We start from the raw sequence: 25,529 nt of genomic DNA on the forward strand, positions 1-25,529 counted from the left end.
GGGCTCCCAGGGGGTGCTCAGCTCAGCAGCCACTGCATCGCGTCGGGCAGGCGCCGCTGCCAGTCCTTCTCGTGGTGGATGCCGTTCTCGTCCAACACCAGCCGCAGCTCGTGGTCCGCGTACCCGAGCCGCTTGAGGTGGAGGTAGAAGTCGCGCGTGGCCTCGCCGTAGGGCAGGGGCGTGCCCGCGGGGTTGATCCACTCGTGGGTGCCGGCATCCAGGTAGATGCGCGTCCAGCGGTGGGTGTGGGCCGTCCAGTGCTGGAAGATCCGGTAGTCGTTCCACATCACCGAGGGCGACAGCGCCCCGATGCGGCCAAACACATCCGGGTAGCGCATGCCCAGATAGAGCGAGATGAGCCCGCCCAGCGACGAGCCCATGACGGCGGTCCACTCGGGCTGGTGGCGCGTGCGGTAGGTGCCATCGATATGGGGCTTGAGCGAATCGACGAGGAAGCGCGCGTAGGCATCACCCCGGCTCCAGGGCGAGTACTCGTCCAGACGCCCCATGCCCGAGTCGATGCCCACGATGAGCCAGGGCTCCAGGCGGTGCTCGTGCACCATTTGCTCCAGGGCCGTGTTGGCGCACCAGGTGTCGAAGCGTGCTGATTCCGGGTGCGCGAAGACGTTCTGCCCGTCCTGCATGTAGAGCACGGGGTAGCGGTGGGCGGAGCCTTGGTCGTATCCATCCGGCGTGTAGATGCGCACCGTTCGGGAGAAGCCCTCCGACGGAGAGTAGAAGTCGCGAATGATGTGGACGTGACCCATGGGGCGAGGGCACCAGTGAAAAGGGGGACATTCACGATAAATGGGTCATACCCCGCGTCAAACACTTCCGGTCAGCGTCAAACACTTCCGGTCAAGTCTCCGTGCGGCAATGAACGGCGCATGACGCAAGGCCTGGGGGGACGCCCGGCTGCTCAGCGGCCAATCACTCGGAGGGTGGGAATTGCCGGGGGCGCGAAGGGCCGCCACCTTTGCGCCATGCTCATGCACGGACACACCAAGGGCGGGAAGTTGAAGCTCGGGCTCAAGCTCGTGGCTCCGCTCTGCATCTCCGTTGGTCTGCTCGTCGGCCTCCGAATCGTGGGGCCCCAGTACCTGGATCAACAGCATCTGTCCGGGGTGTTGCGGCCCCTGGGACATTGGGCTCCCCTGGTGTTCGTGCTCCTGCTGGGCGCGCGCCCGGTCACACTGTTGCCTGGACAACTCTTCGCGGCGGTGGGCGGCATCCTCTTCGGCACGCTCATGGGGACCGTCTACGCGCTCGTGGGCAGCCTGCTGGCCACCGCCCTCATCCATTTGTTGTCGAGCCGCTTCGGCCGGGGCCCCATGAAGCGGCTGGCCGGGCACCGGCACGATGGCATCCAACGCGCGGCCCGCAAACATGGCTTCCAGGTGGGCTTCCTCGCCTGCATCAACTCGGTCATTCCCGCGGATGTGATGCTGGCCGCCGCGTCCGCCGCCGGGGCCCGGTTCTGGCCGCTGGCGTTGGGCGCCGTCGTGGGCAGCGTGCCGGGCACCCTGCTCACCACGTTCTTCGGCAGCTCGCTGAGCCAGGGCAAGACGTGGACGACGGTGGCCTCGGTGGCCGGTCTGCTGGTGAGCCTGACGTTGGGCATCATCCTGGGGCGGCGGCTGGCCGGGGAGCTGACCACCAAGGGCGAGGCCGAGCCTTCCGCCCGGGAGGCGGCGAGAACCCCCGCACGCCACCCCGTCATGAGGAGCGAGCTGCCTCGCGGCGTGAGCGCCTGAGCCTGGCGCCGTCTGGCCTCCCACGTCCGCGGGCTGGACGGGGTGACGTCGCGCGGGACACCTCGGAGGTGGGGTCGCCGAGGTGTCCTCGCTGGTCTCCTTCGTGCAGAGCGCCGCCCGCGTGCGACGTGTCCACTTCCTGCTCCTGGTGACGACGTGGTGTTCCCTGCTTCCCCAACGCGCTTCCGCCGAGACGTACGCGGATGCGCGTCCCATCGAGGACGAAGCGGCGCTGCGCGCGCTGAATGAGGAGGGCGCCCTCGCGGACGAGGACTTCGAGGTGCTGCGAGAGCTGCTGCGCACGGGGGTCGATCTCCGCACGGCCTCGCGTGAGGTGGTGTTCGCCCTGCCTGGACTGACGTGGGCGCAGGTGGATGAGCTGCTCGCGTACCGGGAGCGGGGCGGGGGCTCCATGGAGGGCGCGGCGCTCGTGGAGGCGGGACTGCTGACTTCCACGCAGCTGCGCCAGCTCCGGGCCTTTCTCGTGGAGCCGGAGCGGGGAGCGCGGGAGTTCTCCGGGCGCGTGCGGCTGATGGGCGCCCAGGGCGCGGCGGATGCGTGGGTGCCGCCGCTGTTGCTCCTCGCCCGGGTGGACGGACCCTGGGGCCTGCGCGCGGGAGGCGGTGTCTCGCTCACGCGCAGACAGCTGGAGGGCGTGCGCTACGACTCGAAGCGCCGGGCCCTGGTGACGGAGTTGCCCTCGGTGGGGGTGCGGCTGCCGAAGCTGTATGCGCGGTGGGAGGGCGCGCACGCCTCGGTGCTGGTGGGAACGTACCGGCTGGGTTTCGGCCAGCGCCTCACGCTGGACACCACGGGCCGCCCGGCACCCGATGGCTTCGTGCCCGATGAGGACTTCGCTCCTCCGGGGGCGCCCGAGCGGCGGTGTGTGTTGACGGGGCCGGGGGCCTGCGAGGCCGAGGAGTTCCAGGGGCGCGTCACGCCGGACTTCGGCTGGACGGAGGGCTTCCGGGGCGCGGTGGGCCAGGTCCAGGGGCGGGTGGAGGACGTGACGCTGTCGTTCACGGGCTTCGGCTCCTACCAGTCGCGAGGCCTCTCCCAATACGAGCTGTTCGAGCCGGAGACGTGTCCGTCCACGAAGGACGCTCGCACGTGCAAGGCGCCGGACGTGGTGCTGCCCGGGACGAAGACGTCTGGCACCGCGCGCTTCGTCTCGCGCACGCTGCCGGATGTCTTTCATGAGCTGGCGGCAGGAGGACATGCCAGCGTGGGGTTCTCGCCGCGAGCACGCGTGGGCGTGACGGGGTGGGGCGCCTGGCCGCGATGGGCGGTGACGGGGCTGTCGCCCGACTTCCGCGAGCAGGCCCGCTATCCCGGGGGAGGCGCCTATGGCGCGCTGGGCGTGGATGCCGCCTGGGGCACCGGGCCGGTGAACCTCTTCCTCGAGGGCGCTCGGAGCTTCTCGGGGCCGGTGGGAGCGGGTGGGGTCGGGGTGCTCCAGCGCACGGTGCTTGGTGAGCGCTCCCGGGAGTTGGAAGTGTCCCTGCGGTATTACGGGCGGGACTTCGACAATCCCTACAGCCGTGCCCTCTCCAGCCCCGATGAGTGGCGTGGACTGCGCGCGAGCAACGAGATGGGGGCCCGGCTGCGCTCCCTCTTCTCGACGGCGGATGACGCGTGGCGGCTGGTGGGTCAGTGGGATGTGTGGACGCGACCGCCTGGAGCGAGCACCCCCGAGCCGGTGAACCACGGGGGCTCGGTCCGGGTGGACTTCCAGGGCGTGCCGGAGCTGCGGCCCTCGGTGTGGGTGGAGCACCAGAACAAGCACCTGGGCCGCGATGGCCCCGGGCTGTGCTTCGAGGGCGATGAGGGGACGTCTCCGGACGGTGAGCCCAAACCTTGCGCGGGGGAGCGCTCCCGGATCGCGGCCCGGGTGCGGTTCGCGCCCGTCGAGGAGTGGGCCCTGGCGGCGCAGTACCAGCACACCTGGATGGGCAGTTCCCAACGCCCCGAGGGCGTGCGCCAGGATGGGCAGGCGCTGGTGGATTTGATCGTGCGTCCCATGTCCTCGCTGCGACTGCACGGACGCGTGAGCTGGCGGGACGAGGACCTCGCCGAGGCGACGCGGTTGTCCCAGACCCTGCGCACGTCGCTGGAGGTGGCCTGGTCGTTCCTGTCCGGGTGGAGCACGCGCGTCCGCTACGAGGTCGTCCTGGACCTGAAGGCGCCCGTGGGCGCGGTCACGCCTCCCGAGCCTGCGTGGCACGCCGCCCGGTTGGACATGGAGGGCCGCTTCTGATGACGCCCATGGAACGCATGTCGTGGGTCCTCGCGGCCCTGATGCTCAGCGGCTGTGAGGAGCCCGCGCGCAGCGAGGAGCCCGCGTGCGAGGGCTGGCGCCCGGGAGACCTCGTCATCACCGAGCTGTTGCCGAACCCCGAGGGGACGGACACGGGGCAGGAGTGGATGGAGCTGTACAACCCCGGGCGCTCCGACGTGGAACTGCGCGGGTTGATGCTCTACTCGGCGCGCTTGGACGGCACGCAGGAGCGGGCGTACCTCTTCGAGGAGTCCGTGCCGGTGGCCGCGAAGGACTACGTGGTGCTCGGGGACGTGCGCGCCGGGGAGCTGCCGGTGCACGTGGATCATTCGTATGGCGATGCCCTGCGCGTGCTGGGCAACGCGGGGGGCGTCGTGGGGTTGAGATGCGCGGAGGTGGTGGTGGATGAGGTGCGCTATTCCAAGACGAGCCGGGCCGGAGTGTCGCGTAGCTATGACGGCCGGCGTGTTCCGGATGCCTTCGACAACGACGCGCCGGACAGGTGGTGTGACACGCCGGAGTCCCCGGATGGCGGTGTCCGGGTGAGCCCCGGTGCTCCCAATCCCGCGTGCCCGGAGCCCTCTGGCGCGGACGCGGGCGTGTCCCCGGGAACGTGTCTGTCTCCACGCACGGGCTTGCCGAGGAGCGTGTCGCGACCGCTTCCCGGAGACCTCGTGCTCACCGAGGTGATGGCCGATCCGAAGGCCGTCGCGGATGCGCAGGGGGAATGGGTGGAGGTGTACGCGCGGAGGGACGTGGACCTCAATGGCGTGACGCTCGCGAACGAGGGCGGTGGCCGGAGCGTGCTCGATGCTCCGCCGAGGTGTCTGGAGATGCGGGCCGGGACCTACGCCGTGCTCGCGCATGGGGAGGAGCCCTCGCTCAATGGCGGCCTGCCTCCGGTGTTGGGCACCTTCGGCTTCGGGTTGAGCAACACCGCGGGACCTCACGCGCTCCGGTTGTCCCTGGACGGGGGGGTGCTGGCGGAGGCGACGTGGACGGGGGCGGCGGTGCCGGGCGTGTCCAGGCAATGGCAGGGCACGCGCGAGTGTCTGACTCCAGAGGGGGGGCGTTATGGCACGGCGGGGGAGCGGGGCACGCCCGGACAGGAGAACCTTCCATGCGTGCCGTGAGCGGACGGTGGCGCCGGCTGGGAGTGCTGGTGTGGGGGCTCGGGGCGGGGAGCGGGTGCGGCTCGGAGTCCGCCTGTGGCCCGGGTGGGGGCGTGGTGTCGCGCGTGGTGGATGGGGACACGGTGGTGCTCCAGAGCGGCGAGCGCGTGCGCTACCTGCTCGTGGACACGCCGGAGAGCACCGGGGGCAAGCACGACTGCTTCGGCGCCGAGTCCCGGGACTTCAACCGCTCGCTCGTCGAGGGGCGCGTGGTCCGGCTGACGTACGGGGAGGCCTGCACGGACCGGTATGGGCGGCTGCTCGCGTACGTGAGCGTGGACGGGCGCGAGGTGAACAGCGTGCTCGCCCAGGAGGGTTATGCGTGCGTCCTCTACGTGCCTCCGGCGGGAGGCTCGCGGCGCTCGGAGTTCCAGGCGCTCGAGTCGGCGGCCCGGCGCGCCCGGCGGGGGATGTGGGGCCAGTGCGCCCAGGTCGCGTGCGAATGAGAAGTGAGACGCCTGCTTGCCCGCCCACGCGGCGAGTCGCTCCGTGTGACCATGGGTTTTATTTGCCCTCAAACTAGTTTAAGGGGAGGGGAACGCTGTCGGTGGAGGGGACGCGGTGGTGGTTCCTTCCCGTGAGGCCCTGTCCTGGGAACCCTGATGCACCGAAACCTCCTCGTCCTGCTGCTGCTGCTCTCGCCCGTGTCCGCGCTCGCGGGAGGGCTCAACGAAGGGCTCGGCGAGCCGCCACCGGAGGTGGATCGGCAGACGCCCTCGGCCACGGTGACGGGTTTCCTGGAGGCCTCGCATGCCCGGTACATGGCGCTGCTGCCGCACTACCTGTGGTTGTCGCATCTGCCGCCCGAACAGCAGCGGGCGGAAGGCGAGCGGCTCGGGCGGCGGCTGATGTTCGTGTTGGACCGGGCGATGTGGTTCGACTTCGCGCGCATCGGCCAGGAGCCCCTGGGGGACGCGCCCGGGGCGGCCAGTGTGTCGCTGGGCCAGGTGTCCCTGGGCCTGGGCACACGCGACATCCGGTTGCGCCGGGTGGAGGGGCCGGACGGCACACCCATCTGGGTGTTCAGTGAGGGGACGGTGCGCGCCATCGACGCGCTGTTCGAGGAGCATGGCTCGCCGCTGCTCGAGCGCCTGCCGTCGTTCTTCTTCGTGCGCCCGGCGTGGGTGCTGGAGTTGTGGCAGTGGCTGGGGCTCGTGCTGCTCGCGGGCGTGGTGTTGCTGGCGAGCCAGGTGCTGGAGCGTTGGGCGCATTGGCTGGGAGGCCGCGCGGCGCGGCTGACGAAGTCCGGGTGGGATGACCAGATGCTCACGGCGGGCCGGGGGCCGATGCGCTTCGCCCTCGTGGCGCTGCTGGGTGCCGCGGGATCGCGGCTGTTGCTGTTGCCGCCGCCAGCGCAGAAGGCGGTGGACCTGGGGGCGCGCTCGCTCGCCCTGGTGTCGGCGGCGTGGTTCGTCTTGCGCTTCGTCAAGCTGTCGGCGGGCTTCCTCGAGCAGAAGGTGGCGGAGCAGGCGGGCCAGGACGTGGGCCGCGCGCGGGGGCTGCGCACCCAGCTCGTGGTGATGCGGCGCATCGTCGAGGCGGCCACCTATGTCATCGCCGCCTCGTTGCTGCTGTTGCAGTTCGAGGCCGTGCGCAACGTGGGCGTGTCGTTGCTGGCCTCGGCGGGCATCGCCGGCCTGGTGCTGGGCCTCGCGGCGCAGAAGTCCATCTCCACCCTGCTCGCGGGCATCCAGTTGTCCCTCACCCAGCCAGTGCGCATCGGCGACACCGTCATCGTGGAGAACGAGTGGGGATGGATCGAGGAGATCACCCTCACCTATGTCGTGGTGAAGGTGTGGGACTTGCGGCGGCTGGTGGTGCCGATGACGCACTTCCTCGACAAGCCCTTCCAGAACTGGAGCAAGGTGTCGCCGGAGATCCTCGGCACGGCGGAGCTGTACGTGGACTACCGCACGGACGTGCCGGCGGTGCGGGCCGAGCTCTCGCGCATCCTCAATGACGAGGGCCGCGCGCTGTGGGATGGCAAGGTGCAGGGGTTGCAGGTGACGGGCTTCAGCGAGCGGACGATGACGTTGCGCGCGCTGGTGAGCGCGCCGGACGCGGGCAAGGCGTTCGACCTGCGGTGCATCGTGCGCGAGCGGCTCATCGCCTTCCTCCAGCGTCAGCCCGCGGGTCTGCCCGTGGTGCGCGCCGAGGCGCTGTTCCCCGCGGAGGCCGTCGAGTCCCGAACGGCCCCGGTGCTTCCCTCGACCGGAGGCCGGAACGTGGTGGCCCCCGGGGGACGCGCGGAGTAACACACGGCCATGGGCCCCTGCCTGGGGCGGAGAAGGGTGGCGCGTGTTCCAGCTCGAGCAGGTCTCCAAGCGCTTCGGTAACACGTGGGCCCTGCACCCGCTCGACCTGCGGGTGCCCGAGGGGCGCACCACCGTCCTCCTGGGTCCGAGCGGTTGCGGCAAGTCCACCGTGCTGCGGTTGATGAATGGGCTGTTGCGCCCCGACTCGGGGCGCGTCCTCTTCCGGGGCGAGCCCCTGCGGGAGGAGGCGTTGCTCACCGTGCGGCGGCGCATCGGCTACGTGCTCCAGGGCGGCGGCCTCTTCCCTCACCTCACCGCCGAGGGCAACGCCACCCTCATGGCGTGCTACCTGAAGTGGCCCCGGGCGCGGGTGCGCGAGCGGCTGGAGGAACTCGTGGCCCTCACTCGCTTTCCCGCCGAGGCCCTTGGCCGCTACCCCGGCCAGCTCTCCGGAGGCCAGCGCCAGCGCGTGAGCCTCATGCGCGCGTTGATGCTCGAGCCGGACGTGCTCCTGCTCGATGAGCCCCTCGGGGCGTTGGATCCGATGATCCGCTACGAGTTGCAGGAGGACCTGCGCGACATCTTCTCCCGGCTCGGCAAGACGGTGGTGCTCGTCACGCATGATCTCGCGGAGGGGGCCTTCCTCGGCGAGCACGCGGTGCTCCTGCGCGAGGGCCGCGTCGTGCAGCAGGGGCCGCTCACCGAGCTCGCGCGAGCGCCGGCCGATCCCTTCGTCACCCGCTTCTTCCAGGCCCAGCGCCTGCCCCTCGAGGGTGTCTCCCGATGAGGTGGCTCGCCGCGTGGGTGCTGCTGGTGTTGTGCGCGTGCTCGGAGGCTTCCGCGGATGGCCCCACGGTGCGCGTGGGCTCCAAGAAGTTCACCGAGTCCGTCATCCTCGGAGACATGGCGACGCAGCTCGCCCGGAGCACCGGCGCGCGGGTCGAGCACCGGCGCGAGCTCGGGGGCACCCAGGTGCTCTGGCAGGCCCTGCGGCGCGGGGACATCGATGTGTACCCCGAGTACACCGGCACGCTGCGCCAGGAGCTCTTCGCCGGCCGCGCCCTGCCCAATGACGAGGCGCTGCGCGAGGCACTCGCCGCCGAGGGGGTGCGCCTGGGCGTGTTCCTGGGCTTCAATGACACCTATGCGCTCGGCATGAAGGAGGAGGAGGCCGCGCGGCTGAACATCCGCACGCTGTCTGACCTGCGCCAGCACCCGGAGCTGCGCCTGGCCTTCAGCAACGAGTTCATGGACCGTGCCGATGGCTGGCCCTCGCTGCGCGCGCGCTACGGGCTGCCCCAGACGGAGGTGCGCGGGCTCGACCATGACCTGGCGTACCGGGGCCTGGAGAGTGGTGCCCTGCAGGTGACGGACCTGTACTCCACCGACGCGGAGATCGCCTACTACGGCCTGCGCGTGCTGGAGGACGACCTGCACCACTTCCCCGCCTATGACGCCGTGCTGCTGTACCGGGCGGAGCTCGCGGAGCGGGCCCCGCAGGTGGTGGCCGCGCTCGAGCGGTTGGAGGGCCGCGTCTCCGCGTCCGAGATGGTGGCGCTCAACGCGAGCGCGAAGCTCCAGCGGGTGCCCGAGCGCCAGGTGGCGGCCTCGTTCCTCGCGCGCGAGCTGGGCCTCGCGGTGACGGTGCGGGGGGAGAGCGTGCTGCGGAGTGTGTGGGGGCACACGCGCGAGCACCTGTTCCTCGTGGGCCTGTCGCTGCTCGGGGCCATCGCGGTGGCGGTGCCGCTGGGGGTGCTGGTGGCGCGCCGGCCGGGGCTCGGACGGGGAGTGCTCGCGCTGGCGGGCATCATCCAGACGGTGCCCTCGCTCGCGCTGCTGGTGTTCATGATTCCGCTGCTGGGCATCGGGGCCCGGCCCGCGATCGTGGCGCTGTTCCTCTACAGCCTGCTGCCCATCATCCGGAACACGGCGGCGGGGCTGTCGGGCATTGCCCCGGAGGTGCGCGAGTCCGCCGAGGCGCTCGGCCTGCCGTCCGGCGCGCGGCTGCGGCTCGTGGAACTGCCCATGGCGGCCCCCTCCATCCTCGCGGGCATCCAGACGTCGGCGGTCATCAACGTGGGCACCGCCACGCTGGGCGCACTCATTGGCGCGGGAGGCTACGGCCAGCCCATCCTCACGGGCATCCGGTTGGATGACACCGCGCTCATCCTCCAGGGGGCCATTCCCGCCGCGGGGCTGGCGCTGCTCGTCAGCGGTTTGTTCGGGCTCGTCGAGCGGGTGGTGGTGCCCCGGGGACTGCGGCGCCGAGCGTTGGGGGACTGACGCCCTCTCAAGGTCCGCAGTTCACGTTGTCGAGGTAGCGCTGCTGGTCTTCCTGGCTGCCCACGACGCGTGCTTCCGCGAGCAGCCAGCGGAACATCCCGTTCGCCACGGCGCGCTCCTCGCGCACGTTGAACAGCCACGCGCCCAGGTTGCACAAGGGGACGTTCACCGCCTCGAAGGCGAGCCGCCGCGCGTCCAGCCCGCCCATGGCCGTCACCCGGGCACACCTCCGCTGGAGCGCGAGGAAGTCGCGCCACTGCTCGTACACGTCGGAAGACGGCAGGGGCTGCTTTTCCTCCATCCGGCGGGACATGTCCCAGGCGATGGACTCGATCCGCTCCAATTGCTCGTTGCAGGCCTGGTACGTCACGGCCTCGAGCAAGGCGCTCCCCGTCGCGAGCGAATGCAGGGGCAGCTCCCTCGCCAGTGCCCAGGCGGCCAGCTCCTCGGTGACCTCGTGCCGGAGTGTCTCGAGGGCCTCGTGGGCGTCCACGCCGGGGCCCGCTCCCCTCGCGCGCTCCTCCACGAGTTCCCTCACCCGCTCGGAGTCCAGGGCCTGCTCCCAGGCGCTCACGGCCGAGGAGAACGCCGCCTCCTCGTGGCCGGGGGTGACCCGGGCCAGGGCCGCGTGGCACGCCAGCGCGTGTTCCAGGGGCTCGGTGGCCACGGGCGTCTCTCCAGGTGAGGAGGCGTGTGGGGTGGCCCGCCACGCGCGCTCGAGCAGGGGCCAGGTGGACACCCAGCGCCGGGCGAGCACCCACTCCATGCCCAGGACGAACCTTCCCACGCTTGGCTCGCCCAGCAGCCGCCGGGCCGAGTCGCGGAAGAACGCGGCGAGCAGGAAGGAGCCACTGCCGCTCCGGGCGAGTTCGATCACCTCGCGCCACCGTCCGTGCGCGGCGGCATCGGCGAGGCTCCACTCCAAGGCGATCTTCCGGGCGAGCCGGGGCGCGACCCTTGGATCCAGGTGATTCATGCCCCGGCAGATGAGCCGGGCGGTCTCCAGGTCTCCGCGCGAGGCGGCCAGAAGTGCCGAGGCGACGAGGGCCGCGCCTCGTTTCGGGGTGCACGTGGTCTCCAGGTGTTGTCGCAGCCAGTGGTCATATTCCTGGGTGGGGGGCGTGCGTGCGCGCAGGAGCGCCCAGGCCGCGGCGAGCACTCGACCGCCCTTGGGATCCGCTCCCCAGCTCCACGCGGCCAGGTAGCTGAAGCCGTAGGCCACTCGGGGCCAGCCCAGGGGGATGAACACCCAGCGGGTGGTGGTCCAGGGAAGACACAGGGTGAGAAGGCCCAGGAAGAAGGGGGTGATCCACCACTGCCCCTGCACGATCCAGACGAGCTGGAACAGCGCCTGGGGCAGGAGGAAGAAGAGGGTGATTCCGAAGTAGCCCACCTGGGGCGAGTAGGAGGGGTTGCTCCGTTGCCGGCCGCTCCGTCGGTTGCTGAATGCCCGGAGCAGGAAGATCAGCATGAGGCCCGCGAGCGCGGGCGTCATGTCCGTCTCCGCCAGCCGAGCCGCACCAGGGCTTCGGACCACGGCTCGGTCTCGGGCCTCGCGGCGAGGGGGGCCGGGCCCTGGGCGGGCAGCTGCGCCCACAGCGCGTGCAGCAGCCGGGCCTGGGGCTGCCTCAAGGTGGCCATGGCGGCGCGGACCGTCTCGGCGGTGCGCGGCAGCTGGCCCAGGGGGGTGTCGTAGTGGGCGGCCTCGGCGAGCCCCAGCTCCAGCATGGCCAGCAGCTTCTGGCCCGCGCGCTCCACCTCCATCCGGGTGCAGGTGGGGCGCAGGCCCAGCACGTGGAAGGCGTTCTCCCTCAGCCGCGCGAAGACCTCCTGCTCGGACAGGCTCACCGGACCCCCGAGTCGTGCGCCAGACGGCGCTCCTTGGCGTCCTCGGGCAGCAGGCGCCAGAGTTGCTCCACCACCTGACGCAGCTCCTCGCGGCGCTGCTGGGCCAGGGCGCGGTTGCCCCGCTGCACCAGCTCCTCGGCCCGGGCCACGTCGGAGGCCTCAGACACGCGGCTGGCGGCGGACTCGAACTGCCACTCCCACACCGACGGGTGGCGGAAGTAGGCGGCGTTGCACAGCTTGCGCACGCTGCGCAGGTTGCGTTGCAGTTCCACCGCCTGGCGGCCCGCGCTGGCCCGCTCACACGCCCGCATGGCGTCGTCCAGCAGCCGCTGCTCCACGGGCGTGCCGAACTGCGCCACCCACGAGGACGCGAGGGCGAGCTCCTCACGCGCCGTCTCCTCCAACTCCGGCCACCGCAGGCCGGACTCCGCCTGCTCCAGTTGCGCGTCGAGATCCAACAGCCCGCGCCGGGCCTTCTGCGCCGCGTCCGCGTCGCCCCCCCGGGCGGCCTCCAGGTCGCGTTCCACCTCCGCGAGCGATTGATCCACGTGGGCCAGTCCGGCCACCACCTGGGATGCGCCCCGGCGGAAGGCGGAGCCGCGCAGCAGGCCCAGCCGCTCGCGGGCCGCGGTGAGCCCCTCCTGGAGGGACTCGGGCGTGGCATCCGGCACCTGGAGCTGGGCCACCTGCTCGAACACCTGGCCGAGCGCGGGCACCAGCGCACGGGCCGACAGCCGGCCGCCCCGGTCCAGCTCCAGCGTCAGCTCCACCTCCGCGTCCGAGGGCAGCGAGGCCTGGAGCTGTTCCCCGCGAAGCTCCAGCGCGCCCACCAGGCGGCACAGGTGGGCCCATTCCAGCTCGCCCTGGACGATGGGGATGCGCAGCGCGTGGCCGGTGGAGCCCTTGGCCACGGCCTCCACGGTGCGCTGGCGGAAGGTGCGGCGGGCGGGCAGGGGCGTGCCGCGCTCGAAGTAGACGCGCACGGTGTTGTTGGCCAGGGCCACGCCGATGCTGCGGGACAGGGGCGGATCGCTCAGGGTGAGGCCCTGGACGATGGTGAATCGGGCGGGAGACAGCGGCAGGGGTTTGCCATCGGCACCGCGCCCCTCCAACTGGAAGTGGTTGGGCTTGCGCGGCACCAGCTCCACGGAGAGCACGAAGGCGCCCTCGGCGGACAAGGGGGTTTCGGGACTGCTCCATGCGCCATCGGTCCGCACGAGCCGGACGTGCGTGGGCCGGGGTCCCGGGTCTCCCTCCACCATCCGGCCCACGACGTGCGGGGACAGATCCGAGCTCATCGCCGGGTACTGGAGCCAGACCTTGCGGCCGGTGGGCTGGGGGACGGGGTCGCTCGCGGCAGGGCGGCCATCGAGCCCCGCGGAGGCGGCGTAGAGCGCGGCGCCCTGGGCCACCAGGGTCATTGGATCCAGGCCCACGGCGAACGGAGCGCCCAGCACGGATTGCACCTGGGCACGCAGGAAGGGCATGACGGTGGGTCCGCCCACCAGCACCACCTTGCCGAGTTGGGAGGGCTCCAGGCCCTGGGAGGACAGCAGCCGCAGACACACGTCGAGGGAGCGCTTCACCAGGGGAGCGCAGGCGGCCTCCATGCGCTCGCGGGTGAGGAGCATGTCCACGTCCACCGGGCCCTGGTCGGTCTCGAAGGCGGCGGGTACCAGCAGTGGCACCTCGTTGGCGCGCGACAGCTCGATCTTCGCCTCCTCCACCGCGTGCTTGAGCTTGCGCAGGGCGGTGGCATGGCGGGGGTCCGCGCGGCGGATGTCGATGCCTTGTGTGCGCTGGAGCTCGGCGAGCACCTCGTCCACGAGCGCCTGATCGAAGTCACGTCCACCCAGGAAGTTGTCGCCATCGTGGCCCACCACGCGCAGCAGGCCGTCGCGCGTCTCCAGGAGCGACACGTCGAAGGTGCCCCCACCCAGGTCATAGACGAGCCAACTGCCCTCGTCCGCGTCGGCGCGCCACCCGGCGGCGAGCGCCGAGGCCACGGGCTCCTGGATGAGCTCCACCCGGGAGAAGCCCGCCAGGCGGGCGGCCTCGGAGGTGGCGGCGTTCTGAGGCAACTCGAAGAGGGCGGGCACGGAGATGACGGCGCAGGTGGGGGCCACGCCCAGTTGTTGCTCCACGTCCTTGCGCAGGGACTTGAGGACCTCGGCTGACAGCTCCTCGGGCCGGCGGGAGAGCTTCGCGGCGGTGAACTCGAGCGTCTGGGTGGTGCCCATGAGGCGCTTGAACTCGGAGCGGGTGTTCTGTGGATCCGAATCGAGCAGGCGCCGGGCTCGCTCTCCGACGGTCACGGTGCCGCGGGCATCCAGTCGCACCACGGAGGGGGTGAGGTTGCCCCCCTGGGCCGTGCGGATGAGCGTGAGCTGCTCTCCGTCGAAGGCGGCCGCGGTGGAGTTGGTGGTCCCCAGGTCGATCCCTAGGTAGAGGGGAGTGGCCATGATGGGATGGCAGCATAGCCTCCGGGAAGGTGTCAGAGACTTCGAGACCCCCCGGGAAGGTGTCAGAGACTTCGAGACCGGGAAGGTGTCAGAGACTTCGAGACGGAGGAGGGGGGTCCTGGGGGCGTGGGGATTCGTAGTAGCATCCGAGGCCATGGCACCGTGTTGTCCTGGGTGCCCCCCGTGCACATGAGTACCGGATCGAGTTCGGGCAGCGACTCCGCGCGGACCGCGGAGCAGGATCTCCAAGAGCGATTGAGGCTTGCGACGCCGGAGTTCACGACGCGTGGCTTCTTGTTCCCCTCCATGTTGAAGGCGGTCAGGGAGCTGGGTGGTGACGACGAGGTGGTGCGGCGCTGCCTGGAGGCGACTGGGGAGACGTCCTTCGTGGAGTTCTTCCACTACCCCACGCGCTCGCTCCTGTTGTTGATCTCCACCGCGGCCGAGGCCCTGAGTGGCCGGTATGGAAGTGTCGAGGAGGTGCTGCGGCAACTGGGCGCCAGGGGGGGCGAGAGCTACATGGACACCCCGGTCGGGCGCGCGGTGCTGCAACAGACGGGAACCCGTCCGCAGCGCCTGATGTTCGCGCTGCAGACGCTCTACGAGGGCCTGACGAGCTATGGGAAGCCCGCGCTGTCCTTCCCCCGGTTGGACCAGGGGGTGCTCTCCGTCCAGGCCTCCTTCATGCCGCTCGCGTACCACGAGGGCGGTGCCTGGGCGATCTCCGGGCGCATGGGCCTGACGCCCGTGAGTGTCCGCGCGCGCTGGACGGGCCCGCTCAGCCTCGACCTGGAGTGCTCCTGGTGACGGCGGGTGCCGTGCCTCAGGCGGGGATGAAGCGCAGCGGCAGGGTGTGGGGGCCGCGCACGGTGATGGCCTGACTCCAGGTGAGCTCGGCGGAGGTCCGCTGGAAGCCACTGAAGCGGGAGAGCAGCGCCTCCAGGCCGCAGCGCGCCTCCATCCGGGCGAGCTGCGCGCCGATGCAGTAGTGGGCGCCGTACCCGAAGGAGAGGCCGGGATCGTCGCGGTGCAGATCGAAACGATCGGGCTCGGTGTAGTGGCGCTCGTCCCGATTGGCCGAGGCGACGATGGCGAGCACCACAGCTCCCTTTGGAATGCGCACTCCGGAGAGCGTCACGTCGGAGGTGACGATGCGCACCAGGGACTGCACCGGAGAGTCGTAGCGCAACATCTCCTCGATGAACTTCGGCACCAGGTGGGGCTGGGCGCGCAGCCGCGCCTGTTCCTCGGGACGCTCGGCGAGGAAGAGCAGGGAGTTGGCCAGCAGGTGGACCGTCGTCTCCAGGCCCGCGATGAGCAGGAGGATGAGGAAGTCGATGATCTCCCGATCCGTCAGGGATTGACCGTCCACCTCCGCGCGAACCAGATCGCTGACCAGATCATCGGCGGGCGAGCGGCGGCGGGCCTCGATGACCTCGGAGATGTAGCGTGTCGCGTCCGCGATGGAGGTGAGCGTGCGCTGGGCGTGCTCGGGGCTCAGGGGCACGGGCGTGACACTGGCGATGTCGTCCGACCAGCCCTTGAACCGGGAGTGGAGCGAGACGTCCAGCCCGAGCAACTCGCCGATGACGAAGGCGGGCAGCGGCATGGCGAAGGCGGAGACGAAGTCCGCCTCGCCCTTCTCCGCGAGCCCCTCCGCGAGCCGGTGGGCGAGCTGGCGGATGCGGGTCTCCAGCCGGTGGATGGCGCTGGCGTTGAAGGCCCGGCTCACCAGGGTGCGCAGCCGGGTGTGCCCCGCTCCGTCCGAGGCGATCATCGAGTTGGCCAGGGGGTTGTAGCCCACCCACTCCGGTTGCCACGCCGCCTTGAAGCCCTGGGAGGCGAAGAGCTGGGGATTCTTGATGACGAAGGCCACGTCCTCGTAACGGGAGATGGCCCAGAACCCGGCGGGCTCCACCTGGGTGACGGGAGCGCTGCGGCGCAGCTCGGCATAGCCGGGGTGGGGGTTGGCCCGGAACTCGGGCGCGAGGATGTTCACGCGGGGGGAGGTCATGGAGGGTTTCCAGTGGGCTCGCGTCGAGCCTCCGTGGGGAGTCCACGGTGGGGGAATCCTCTCATACTCCCGGTGCGTGCCGGCATCCGGGGTCCCTCGGGCGCGGGTGGCGCCCGGGGGAGACGGCTCACGGCTGGGCCGGCTCGGTGATGTTGAAGAAGCTCTTGATGACGTACGGGGTCCTGACGTCCCAGAGGACGACCTGCCCCTGGCGGATGAAGTAGCTGTCCCCCTTCTTGAAGGTGCGGGACTGGCCCGACTCGTCGGTCATGGTGACCTCGCCCACGAGGATGGTGGCGTGCTCGGTGAAGGGGAAGGTGATCTCGATGCGGCCGGTGGTGGCCTTGAAGATGCCCGCCGTCAGGCCCTGCGCGCTGTAGTCGATGCGGGCGGAGAGGGTGGGGGAGCCCTGCAGGACCCGGCCCCCCAGCGACTCGGGTGCCCCCAGGGGAGCGAGGGTCGACTGATCGATGGTGTCGTCCGGGGAGTAGACGATCATCGAGGCAGCCCCCATCGCCGCCGCGCGCGAGGCCAGGCTCTGCGTGGCGGGAGCGGACTCCTGCTCCGGGAGGCCACCGCACGAGCTCACGAGGCCCAGGAGGACGGAACCGTAGAGAGCCACGAGCCAGGTTTCACGCCGATTTTGATGAGCCATGGTGTCTCTCCGAAGGTGGAACGTTGGCGGGGTTCCATTGCAACAGCCGGGCCTGCGCGTTGGAGTCCTGGCGCCTGGGCGTGCGTCGGGCGGGCCTCCCGCTCCGGTTTCGCCTCCGGGCTTCACGTCCGCGACCCCCCTTTCTACAGAGGAGGAATTACCGTTTTTACAGGGCCATCCCGGACACGTCTGGTTGAGCATTCCGCTTGTTTCCCGGGGCGGGAAATGGCGCGAGCGGTTGGGGGCGGAGAGGGTGGAAGGGGGGGGTCCAGATGCCTCGATGGGTGCCTCCTGAGGTCATCCGTACCCAGGCGCCGCGATGGGGGCGCTCTGTTTCGCGTTGGCCTTGACGATTCGGACTCTCGTGACGGTGCGGGAAGAGCACGCTCGAGATGGAATTCACCAGTTGCGTTGCGCGAAGGGCCGCCCTTCGCCTGGAAGTTTACGGAGGCGGCGGCAGGACCCTGGGCCTCTTCCGCTCGAAGACAAGCAGGGCGGGCGGGCCTTGGACGGCACCCGGGCGGGCCCGTTTGGCTCACGTCCAACACCCTGCGGGAGGGAAGTGGGGTTGATTCTACCCAGACAGGCGGGAGGGCGGGGTGAGGGCTGGGAGCGAGGCGGGCCTCCACGTGGCCGCCCCGCTCCCCCTGGGCGAATCAGTTCACCGGACGCACGCGCACGTGCAACACCGTCGCTTCGTCCTTCTCACTCAGGACCTCGATGAGGGTTCCCGTGGGGGGGACCTTCACGCCCGCGTAGGGCTGCTCGGGGTACCAGAAGGTGTTCAGGTCGTTGAACACCCGCACCGCGGGCTGCGAGGGGTAGTCCTCACGCGGCTGGCCATTGGGCTTGAGCGACAGGGGGAGGCTGGCCTCCAGGCCGAAGGTGGCGTCATGTGTCTGCACGCGGCCGGACCAGTAGCGGCCATCCGCGCGGATGATCGGCCGCGGGCGCGCGTCGATGGGCAGGATGCGGCCCTCGCCCGGGTGCACCGACACGCGGTTGTCGGACATCGACGTGTCCCAGTACGTGATGAGCAGGCCGGGGTTGTAGGCGTAGCGCTCGGCGTAGTCGGGCAGGCCGTCCGCGGAGAACCCGAAGTTGTAGGGGCCCGTGAACAGCCCCTCGTCGTAGCCGCGGTACTGGCGGTACTCGGCCAGGTAGTAGTGGTCATAGAAGACATTGGCGCCGTCGCTGAGGAAGAACGTCGCCTCGTCCCACGCGTCCTCGCCGTCCTCCGCGCCGTCGGCGAACACCGTCTTGTTCCGGGCCGTCACCCGCACGTCGTCCACCAGGAAGCCCTTGCCGAACTCCGCGCCGTCCGTCTTGTAGCGCAGCTTCAGCGTCACCTTCCTGCCCGCGTAGGCGCTCAGGTCGAACGTGAGCGGCACCCAGCCGTTGGACAGGCCGGTGATGCCATTGCCCAGGTTGTTGCCGTTGGGGTTCGTGGTGCGGCTGACACTGCTGGGCAGGTGGATGAAGTCACCTTCGTCCACGGCGAGGTCGATGTAGCCGTAGTCCCAGTCCTCCTCGATGTCGAACCACGTCTGGAGCGACAGCGTGATGGGCGTCTTGGAGGGCAGCTTCAGCGTCTTCACCAGCGTGCGGTCCAGGTTGTTGGCCGCGCCGCCCTGCCAGGAGTATTGGCCGGCGAAGGGCGGGGTGGTCACCTGGGGCCGGGGCTTGGGTGGCAGGTTCACCAGCAGCGCCTGCGCCGCGTGGCGCGACGTCACCTCCGCGGGGCCCAGCTTGTGATTGGAGCGCTTGCCGGCCCTGGCCTCCTCATGGTCCAGCCAGCCCAGCTGCAGCTTGTCCCAGGCGAAGAAGTCACCCGGCCGCGAGCCGATGTCCTGGGTGCCATCGTTGAGGTACGAGCCGTTGGACATGATGCTCCAGAAGCCGGTGCCATTGTCCGCCTGGCCGTCGTAATGGTCCGGCAGGCCCAGGTCGTGGCCGTACTCGTGCGCGAACACTCCCAGTCCGCCGTTCTCCGGCTGGATGGTGTAGTCGCCCACCCACTTGTCGATGCCCGCGCCGAAGCGCGTGCCGCCGTTCGGGTTGTAGCTGGGGCCCGGGCCGTCCGCGCTCAGGCCGTTGCTGTACGCGAACCAGCGGTGGCTCCACACCGCGTTGGTGCCCTGCGCGCCGCCGCCGGTCTCCTCGCCCGAGCCCGCGTGCACCAGCTGGAAGTGGTCGATGTAGCCATCCGGCTCGTTGAAGTCGCCGTCACCGTCGAAGTCGTAGCGATCCCACACGTCGAACGTGTCCAGGTAGGCCTTGATCTGCTCCGGTGTCTTGCCCGCCGCGAGCTGGTTCTGCGTCCACGTCTTGAGGGCGTCGCTGACCAGCGGCCACACGGAGTTGGAGCAGTTGGTCGAGCCGCACAGGTTGTTGCCGTAGCGCGCGGAGTTGTAGGGCACGCGCACCCACTCGGACACCGCGCCCTCGATGGTGTAGCGGCCCGAGGACGCCGCCCGGTAGTAGTTGGCCACCGAGTCGGCGCCCGGGGTCGTGTCGAAGTAGAGCTTCTCGTAGTGCGCGCGGTCGTAGTCGGGCTGCCAGATGGTGGTGTTGTCCTTTACCCGGTCCGGCGCTGGAATCAGGTTGTGCACCGGTCCGGGGGCGTCGCCGCCCGGGTTGGTGGCGGGGTCGCCGAGCACCGGGTGCACCTGCGTGCCGTACTCCACCAGGATGACGAACACGCGATCCGTGCGCTCCAGCTCCAGCTCCACGAACTTGCCGCGGCCCACGCGGTGCACCTTGCCCTGGCCGCGACCCTCGAGGCGCTCCTTCAAGGCCTGGGCCCGCAGCTCCTTCTGCTGTTCGCCCAGCCGGTGGGGCAGGTTGTCGGAGAGGTCCTCGGCCTGCTTGCGCAGGAACGTGGATGGCGGTGCGATATCGGGTTGAGGTTTCTCATACCAGGCTCGCTCCGCGTACGCGGCGGGCGCGGCGAACGCGACGAGACTCCAGGCCAGCCAGGAGGGGGGCTTCCGCATTGCTGCTCCTTCCCATGTAAGACAGCCATCCCGGCACGCGCCGGGAAGATGATAGTTATAACGGAAAACCCAGGCTGTTTGAAGAGCACCTCGGCGGATACTCCTCACGGGAAACACGGAGGTTTTCTTGGTGTCTGGGAAAAGGTGAAGAAGGGGAGGAGCGAGGCGGGGAGAACAGGAAATGCTTCCTTTGTTTTTCTTTGGCTTGGACCCGATGGGTTTTCAATCCGTTGCATGCGCTTCGGCGCTGTCCGTCACCTGCCCCGCAGCGCCACCGGATCCAGGCCCTGCGCGAGCAGGATGTCGCGGATGCCGAAGACATCCGTATAGCCATTGGCGCGCGCGTCGAGCAGGTGCAGCACCGCCTGGATGGGGAGGAAGAGGTTGCGCCATCCCTTGAGGTACAGGCCCTCCTTGTCGATGTGGGCCTGGACCACCTCGTCGGTCCACCCGCTGAAGTGTTTGAAGTGGAGCGAGCCCCGTTTCCTCAGCTCGCGGCAGGACCAGTCCTTGGGCGAGTCCTCCGGAGAGGTGAAGTCCTCCCGCATCCGGAGGGCCTGCTTGAGACCGGGGACATCCGGGCACCTGAACTCGAGCCGGCCGCCACCGGTGCTCTCCACCGGCTCCCCGACGAAGCCCCACAAGCCCAGGTGCTCGAGCTTCACGTAGAGGGTGAGCACCGTCAGGCGCAGCGAGTCGTCCGGGCCGGTCAGCACCTCTTGCCAGCGGCGCAGGGCGGCCTGGTGCACGGCGAGCAGCTCCGCCCAGCGCGGGACCGCGAGGCGCTGGCTGGACCCGGCCTCCGGCGCGGCGGTGGGCGTGGTGCCGGTGTGCTTGTCATCCGTCGACATGAAGTGCTCCCGTGTGCGGACCTTCCCAAGGGTTCACAGCATGCCTGTCTTCAGCCCGCGGCGCTGGGTCGCGGAGCGCTCCGGGGATTACACTGGTGACATGAACCAGGAACTGCGCCGTGCCGCCGAGGTGCTCCGCTCCGCGCGTGCCCTGCTCATCGGGGCGGGGGCGGGAATGGGGGTGGACTCGGGTCTGCCCGACTTCCGGGGCACCGAGGGCTTCTGGCGGGCCTACCCCCCGTACGCGAAGCTCGGGCTCGACTTCGCCTCCATGGCCAACCCGCATTGGTTCGAGCAGGATCCCCCGTTCGCCTGGGGCTTCTATGGCCACCGGCTCCACCTGTACCGCGACACGCTGCCCCACGCGGGCTTCGCGCTCCTGCGCTCCTGGGCCGAGCGCATGCCCCAGGGCGCCTTCGTCTTCACCTCCAATGTCGACGGCCAGTTCCAGAAGGCGGGCTTCCCCGAGGAGCGTGTCCTCGAGGTGCACGGCTCCATCCACTTCACCCAGTGCCTGAAGGGCTGCGCCGGGGTGGAGTCCGCCGCGTCTCTCTCCGTCGACGTGGAGCCGGAGTCCTTCCGGGCCCGGGGAGCGCTGCCCACCTGTGCCCGCTGCGGAGCGCTCCTGCGGCCCAACATCCTCATGTTCGGGGACGGGGAGTGGGATGACTCGCGCACCCGGGAGCAGGAGGCGCGGCTGGCGCGGTGGCTGGGCGGGGTGGATCCCAGCTCGCTCGCCGTCATCGAGTGCGGCGCGGGCACGGCGGTTCCCTCGGTGCGGCGCTTCTGCGAGCGCGCGGCGGCCCGGTGTGGGACGCTCATCCGCGTCAACGTGCGCGAGCCCCAGGTGCCCGAGGGCGGTATAGGCCTGCCCCTGCGGGCGCTGGAGGCCCTGCGCGCCCTCGACGAGGAGCTCGCGCGGGGGTGAGCCCGCGGGGCCTCAGGTGGGGGAGAGCACGGAGCGCACCTTCACGTCCGCCCGGGGCGCGCCCAGCGCGAGTCCCGCCGCGCCCAGCCGCAGCAGGACGATCCACACCAGGTCCGCGAGCAGCAGGTGCACGAGCTGCAGCCACACGGGCGCGAGCAGCACCACGTTGAACATGCCCGCGAACAACTGCAGGCCGTAGAGCACCCCGAGCTGCCACGCCGAGCGCCGCACCGAGGGGGAAGGCCGCAGCCGCGCCACCATCGCCGCGCTGAACACCACGCCCGCGCCCACGAGCACCGCGAGCACCGGGTGCAGCACCCGCAGCCGCAAGAGGATGTGCGCCGTGGGCGACACGTCCTGGCTCAGGCCGTGCGTGAGGCTCGTGGCCGGAAAGAGCGTGTCCCCCAGCGCCGCGATGGCCCCGCTCACCCCCAGCACCAGCAGCCCCACGATGCTGCCCACCAGCAGCCACCCCGTGAGGCCCTGGCGCCGCAGCACCAGCCGCTCCCGGCCCCCGGCCCACCAGGCCGTCAGCGCCTGCGCTCCCACCAGCAGGAAGGTGTTGAGCAGGTGCGTCGCCATCCAGAAGGCCCGGGCGATCGACTCGTTGTGGGCCACCATCTTGAAGAGCACCAGCCCCGCGCCCACCGCCGCCTCCGTCAGCATGAAGACGAGCGAGAAGACCGCGGCCCGGCGCACCGGGTGGCCCTTGGCGTGCGCGCGCAGGGCCCACACGCACAGCACCACCGCGAAGATCATCACCAGCCCGCTGGTCAGCCGGTGCGTGTACTCGATGAGGGTCTGCACGCTGGGTTCGCGCGGCACCACCTGGCCATTGCACACCGGCCAATGGTCTCCGCAGCCCGCGCCCGAGCCCGTGGCCCGCACGTAGGCCCCCCACAGCACCACGCCCAGGGTGCACACGAGGGAGAACCAGCTGAAGACTCGGAAGGCACGGGACGACTCGGTGGCGCTCATCGACAATCACGCTCCCTGGCTCGGCGGGGGGAGGCTTCCCTCCCTATCCCACTTCGTCTCCGGTTGCCCCTCTGGCGCGCTCCTCCGCCCGCCTGCCTCCCAGCCCTCCCTCCCAGTACGGCTAACAGCAACGATGGAAATTTCTGGCCAAGGCGTAAAAGCCAGGGTATGGTCGAGCCGTCGCCCGGAAACGGTGGGCGCACGCGGTATCAGGTTCGGACGGAGTATCGTTCGAAGCGCTTCGTGGGCCGAGGATCCCCCCCACCTCGGCCCACGGGCGCACTTTTTCGTCCCACGGCTCGGATGTGTTCTGGCTTCGCGGCGCGCCAAGGGCTCGCGCGGTGCGCCGGCGCATCTGGTGGACGCGGGGCCGCTTGGGCAGGATGAAAGCCCCATGGCTCCCTCTCCTCCCGAGTCTCCCATCGAGAAACACTTGCGCCGCATGCTGGAGGCCCTCGCCGAGGGCCGCAAGCGTCATGCCGAGTGGTTGGAGAAGTGGGAGCGGATGGAGGCCCGGGAGCGGGCGCGCTGGGAGCGCCTGGAGGGCGAGGGGGGCAAGGGCGGGGCGGACTGGGAGAAGTGGGCGGAGCGCTACGTCGGGGGCGTGGAGCAGTGGGCGCAGCGCCAGGCCCGGCACGTGGAGGCGTGGGCGGAGAAGAGCTCCAAGCGCGCGGAGAAGTGGGCCTCGCGGGTGGAGCGCCAGCACCGCCGCAAGGAGTTGCGCCGCGAGCGGCGGGAGCAGCGCCGGGAGCGGGAGCGCGCGCGCAAGGAGCGCCGCAAGGAGGAGGCCCGCGCCAATCCCTTCCAGGGGGTGGTGTTCGCGCTGGCGGCGCTGGTGATGGCCGGGATGGCCATCTACTCCTTCGAGGAGATGTGGTGGCTCATCTTCGTGGCGCTCGGCCTCGGCTCGTCGGCGGCGGGCACCTTCTGGCGGGCGCGGCAGTTGGAGGTGGTGCAGCGGGCACGATTGGGCGAGGGCTTGGAGCAGGGCACGCCCGTGGCCGAGCCGGTGCGTGCCGCGGCCCCCGCGCCGGCGCGCGAGGGGGAGGATCCCCGCCGGGCACGGGTGGACGTGCTGTGCGACAAGCTGCTCGGGGAGTTGCGCTCGGGGCCCGGGGTGCTGCGGGACGTGGTGCACCAGCCGGAGCAGACGGTGGAGGGGCTGCGCAAGAGCTGCCACGAGCTGGCGCGGCGCGAGCGGGAGCTGCGCTCGCTCTCGCCTCCCGAGGAGGAGCGCCGGCTGGAGGAGGAGCGGGCACGGCTGAGCGCGCGCGTGGAGTCGGAGACGGACGCGGTGGTGAAGGAGCGGCTGGAGAAGACGCTGCGGCTGCTCGACGAGCAGCGCCAGCAGCGCGCGGAGCTGGCCACGGCGGCCTCGCGCCTGGAGGCCGAGCACATGCGCCTGTTCTACACGCTGGAGAACCTCTACACGCAGGTGCTGCGGGTGCGCTCGGCGGACGCGGCGAGCGCGGACGTGGCGGGCGCGGGCCTGCGCCGGAGCGTGGAGCAGCTCGGCCTGGAGATGGACGCGGTGGCCAGCGCCCTGGAGGAGGTCCACGGCGAGCCGTCCGACGTCCCCCTGGGGGCCCCGCGGGGGCGCGTGCCTACTCGTTAGCCTGGGTGCTGGCGGGCGCGCGGGAGGGGCTTATCCGCACCGTCTTGATGTTGAGGAACTCGAGCAGGCCGTGGCGCGCCAGCTCCCGCCCGTGGCCCGAGTGCTTCACCCCGCCGAAGGGCAGGCGGGGATCGCTCGCCACCGAGCCGTTGACGCTCACCGTGCCCGCCTCGAGGCCGTCGATGAAGAGCCGCTGCTCGGCCTCGTCCCGCGTCCACACCGTGGCGCCCAGGCCATAGGGCGTGTCGTTGGCGATGCGCAGCGCGTCCTCGGTGTCCTTCGCCCGGAAGAGCACCGCCACCGGGCCGAACAGCTCCTCGCGGTGGGCGGGACAGCCGGGGGGCGGGTTCGCGAGCACCGTGGGCGGGTACCAGAAGCCGGGCCCCGGGGGCTTCTGTCCGCCCAGCAGCAGCGTGGTGCCCGCGGCCACGCTCTTCTCCACCTGCGCGTGCAGCCCGTCGCGGATGTGCGCGAGCGCCAGCGGCCCCACCTCGGTGCCGGCCTCCAGCGGATCTCCCACCACCACGCGCCGCATCCGCTCGACGAAGCGGCGCTCGAACTCGGGGTAGATGGAGGCGGGGGCGATGAAGCGCTTGGCGGCGATGCACGACTGGCCGGTGTTGATGAGCCGGGCCTTCACCGCCGTCTCCACCGCCGCGTCCAGGTCCGCGCCAGGCAGCACCACGAAGGGATCGCTCCCGCCCAGCTCCAGCACCACCTTCTTGAGCTGGGCGCCCGCGCGCGCCCCCACGTCCCGCCCCGCGCCCTCGCTGCCCGTGAGCGTCACCGCCTTGATGCGGGGCTCCTCGATGAGCCGGCGCACCTCGGCCACCTCCACGAAGAGCGTCTGGAAGGCCCCGGGGGGAAAGCCCCCGCGCGCGAAGAGCTCCTCCAGGGCGAGCGCGCACCCGGGCACGCTCGGGGCGTGCTTGAGCAGGCCCACGTTGCCCGCCATGAGCGCCGGCGCCGCGAAGCGCACCACCTGCCAGTAGGGGAAGTTCCACGGCATGATGGCCAGCACCGCCCCGAGCGGCTGGTAGCGCACGAAGCTCGTGTCGGGCGCGGTGTCCACGGGCTCGTCCGCCAGGAAGCGCTCGGCGTGCTCCGCGTAGTAGCGGCAGGTGGCGGCGCACTTGAGCGCCTCGGCGCGCGCGGCCTCCAGGGGCTTGCCCATCTCCTGCGTCATCGTCCGTCCATGCCGCTCCGCCTCCTCCTCCAGCAGCCCGGCCACCCTCCGCATCCACCCGGCGCGCTCGGCGAACGAGGTGCCACGCAGGGCGCGCAAGGCCTGCTCGGCTCGCTCCAACCGTTCCTCCACCTGCTCCCAGGTGTGGGGGGCGAAGGTGCGCAGCGTCTCACCGGTGCGGGGATCGATCATGGCGAAGGGCAGGGGGCTCTCCTGGCGGGAGGGGCTCGGAGTGTGGGTCCGCGCTCCGCGCG

At 70.8% G+C, this 25,529-nt stretch carries 20 protein-coding genes; 10 read left to right on the plus strand and 10 right to left on the minus strand.

The window, feature by feature from the left end; all coding sequences use genetic code 11:
- Positions 1-17 precede the first annotated feature (17 nt).
- A complete protein-coding gene (locus F0U63_RS04115; protein ID WP_395843904.1) occupies positions 18-767 on the minus strand; it encodes an alpha/beta hydrolase in 750 nt (249 codons plus the stop codon).
- A gap of 222 nt (positions 768-989) precedes the next feature.
- Between F0U63_RS04115 and F0U63_RS04120 the strand changes: the two genes are divergently transcribed.
- The 7 genes from F0U63_RS04120 to F0U63_RS04150 all read left to right on the plus strand — a co-directional run bounded on the left by F0U63_RS04120 (position 990) and on the right by F0U63_RS04150 (position 9,742).
- A complete protein-coding gene (locus F0U63_RS04120) occupies positions 990-1,754 on the plus strand; it encodes a TVP38/TMEM64 family protein (protein ID WP_395843906.1) in 765 nt (254 codons plus the stop codon).
- A gap of 82 nt (positions 1,755-1,836) precedes the next feature.
- The gene (locus tag F0U63_RS04125; RefSeq protein ID WP_395843908.1) at positions 1,837-4,011 is read left to right on the plus strand and encodes a hypothetical protein; all 2,175 of its coding nucleotides are present in this window, start codon (positions 1,837-1,839) and stop codon (positions 4,009-4,011) included.
- Positions 4,011-5,165, plus strand: a complete 1,155-nt coding sequence (locus F0U63_RS04130) for a lamin tail domain-containing protein (protein WP_395843910.1) — start codon at positions 4,011-4,013, stop codon at positions 5,163-5,165. The genes F0U63_RS04125 and F0U63_RS04130 overlap by 1 nt, the downstream gene beginning before the upstream one ends.
- Complete coding sequence (locus F0U63_RS04135) at positions 5,153-5,650, plus strand: thermonuclease family protein (RefSeq protein WP_395843912.1); 498 nt, start codon at positions 5,153-5,155, stop codon at positions 5,648-5,650. Before F0U63_RS04130 ends, F0U63_RS04135 begins: the two co-directional genes overlap by 13 nt.
- Before the next feature lie 156 nt (positions 5,651-5,806).
- Positions 5,807-7,459 (plus strand): mechanosensitive ion channel family protein, encoded by a 1,653-nt coding sequence (locus F0U63_RS04140; protein WP_395843914.1) that lies wholly within the window; start codon positions 5,807-5,809, stop codon positions 7,457-7,459.
- A gap of 43 nt (positions 7,460-7,502) precedes the next feature.
- Positions 7,503-8,246 carry an ATP-binding cassette domain-containing protein gene (locus F0U63_RS04145; RefSeq protein WP_395843916.1) on the plus strand — a complete coding sequence of 248 codons (744 nt, stop codon included), beginning with the start codon at positions 7,503-7,505 and terminating at the stop codon, positions 8,244-8,246.
- Positions 8,243-9,742 carry a glycine betaine ABC transporter substrate-binding protein gene (locus tag F0U63_RS04150; protein WP_395843918.1) on the plus strand — a complete coding sequence of 500 codons (1,500 nt, stop codon included), beginning with the start codon at positions 8,243-8,245 and terminating at the stop codon, positions 9,740-9,742. The genes F0U63_RS04145 and F0U63_RS04150 overlap by 4 nt, the downstream gene beginning before the upstream one ends.
- Before the next feature lie 7 nt (positions 9,743-9,749).
- Here the strand turns inward: F0U63_RS04150 and F0U63_RS04155 are convergent, their stop codons facing one another.
- From F0U63_RS04155 to F0U63_RS04165, 3 genes are read right to left on the minus strand one after another with little or no spacing between them, the layout of a single operon-like run.
- Positions 9,750-11,237 (minus strand): hypothetical protein, encoded by a 1,488-nt coding sequence (locus F0U63_RS04155; protein ID WP_395843920.1) that lies wholly within the window; start codon positions 11,235-11,237, stop codon positions 9,750-9,752.
- Positions 11,234-11,590, minus strand: coding sequence for a hypothetical protein (locus F0U63_RS04160; protein ID WP_395843922.1), 357 nt, complete (start codon positions 11,588-11,590; stop codon positions 11,234-11,236). Before F0U63_RS04160 ends, F0U63_RS04155 begins: the two co-directional genes overlap by 4 nt.
- Complete coding sequence (locus F0U63_RS04165) at positions 11,587-14,052, minus strand: Hsp70 family protein (protein ID WP_395843924.1); 2,466 nt, start codon at positions 14,050-14,052, stop codon at positions 11,587-11,589. The genes F0U63_RS04160 and F0U63_RS04165 overlap by 4 nt, the downstream gene beginning before the upstream one ends.
- 189 nt (positions 14,053-14,241) lie before the next feature.
- On the opposite strand from F0U63_RS04165, the gene F0U63_RS04170 reads away from it, so the two are divergent.
- The gene (locus F0U63_RS04170; protein WP_395843926.1) at positions 14,242-14,859 is read left to right on the plus strand and encodes a TIGR02265 family protein; all 618 of its coding nucleotides are present in this window, start codon (positions 14,242-14,244) and stop codon (positions 14,857-14,859) included.
- Positions 14,860-14,875: 16 nt separating this feature from the next.
- Here the strand turns inward: F0U63_RS04170 and F0U63_RS04175 are convergent, their stop codons facing one another.
- The 4 genes from F0U63_RS04175 to F0U63_RS04190 all read right to left on the minus strand — a co-directional run bounded on the left by F0U63_RS04175 (position 14,876) and on the right by F0U63_RS04190 (position 20,568).
- Complete coding sequence (locus tag F0U63_RS04175; protein WP_395843928.1) at positions 14,876-16,066, minus strand: cytochrome P450; 1,191 nt, start codon at positions 16,064-16,066, stop codon at positions 14,876-14,878.
- Positions 16,067-16,193: 127 nt separating this feature from the next.
- Positions 16,194-16,721 (minus strand): cupin domain-containing protein, encoded by a 528-nt coding sequence (locus F0U63_RS04180; RefSeq protein ID WP_395843930.1) that lies wholly within the window; start codon positions 16,719-16,721, stop codon positions 16,194-16,196.
- A 656-nt stretch (positions 16,722-17,377) separates the two neighbouring features.
- Positions 17,378-19,717, minus strand: coding sequence for an immune inhibitor A domain-containing protein (locus F0U63_RS04185; protein ID WP_395843932.1), 2,340 nt, complete (start codon positions 19,715-19,717; stop codon positions 17,378-17,380).
- Between the two features lie 254 nt (positions 19,718-19,971).
- The gene (locus tag F0U63_RS04190) at positions 19,972-20,568 is read right to left on the minus strand and encodes a hypothetical protein (RefSeq protein ID WP_395843934.1); all 597 of its coding nucleotides are present in this window, start codon (positions 20,566-20,568) and stop codon (positions 19,972-19,974) included.
- A gap of 100 nt (positions 20,569-20,668) precedes the next feature.
- Here F0U63_RS04190 and F0U63_RS04195 point away from each other — a divergent pair, with 100 nt between their 5' ends.
- Positions 20,669-21,496, plus strand: coding sequence for an SIR2 family NAD-dependent protein deacylase (locus F0U63_RS04195; RefSeq protein WP_395843936.1), 828 nt, complete (start codon positions 20,669-20,671; stop codon positions 21,494-21,496).
- A gap of 12 nt (positions 21,497-21,508) precedes the next feature.
- Here the strand turns inward: F0U63_RS04195 and F0U63_RS04200 are convergent, their stop codons facing one another.
- Positions 21,509-22,474 (minus strand): COX15/CtaA family protein, encoded by a 966-nt coding sequence (locus tag F0U63_RS04200; RefSeq protein WP_395843938.1) that lies wholly within the window; start codon positions 22,472-22,474, stop codon positions 21,509-21,511.
- 394 nt (positions 22,475-22,868) lie between these two features.
- Between F0U63_RS04200 and F0U63_RS04205 the strand changes: the two genes are divergently transcribed.
- Entirely contained in the window at positions 22,869-24,089 is a 1,221-nt protein-coding gene (locus F0U63_RS04205) for a hypothetical protein (RefSeq protein ID WP_395843940.1), read from the plus strand.
- On the opposite strand, the gene F0U63_RS04210 is transcribed toward F0U63_RS04205, so the two are convergent.
- Complete coding sequence (locus tag F0U63_RS04210) at positions 24,079-25,479, minus strand: NAD-dependent succinate-semialdehyde dehydrogenase (RefSeq protein ID WP_395848312.1); 1,401 nt, start codon at positions 25,477-25,479, stop codon at positions 24,079-24,081. The two genes, F0U63_RS04205 and F0U63_RS04210, sit on opposite strands and share 11 nt — an antisense overlap.
- Positions 25,480-25,529: the final 50 nt, after the last annotated feature.

Source organism: Cystobacter fuscus, assembly GCF_044360685.1.
Classification (GTDB): Bacteria; Myxococcota; Myxococcia; order Myxococcales; family Myxococcaceae; genus Cystobacter; species Cystobacter fuscus_C.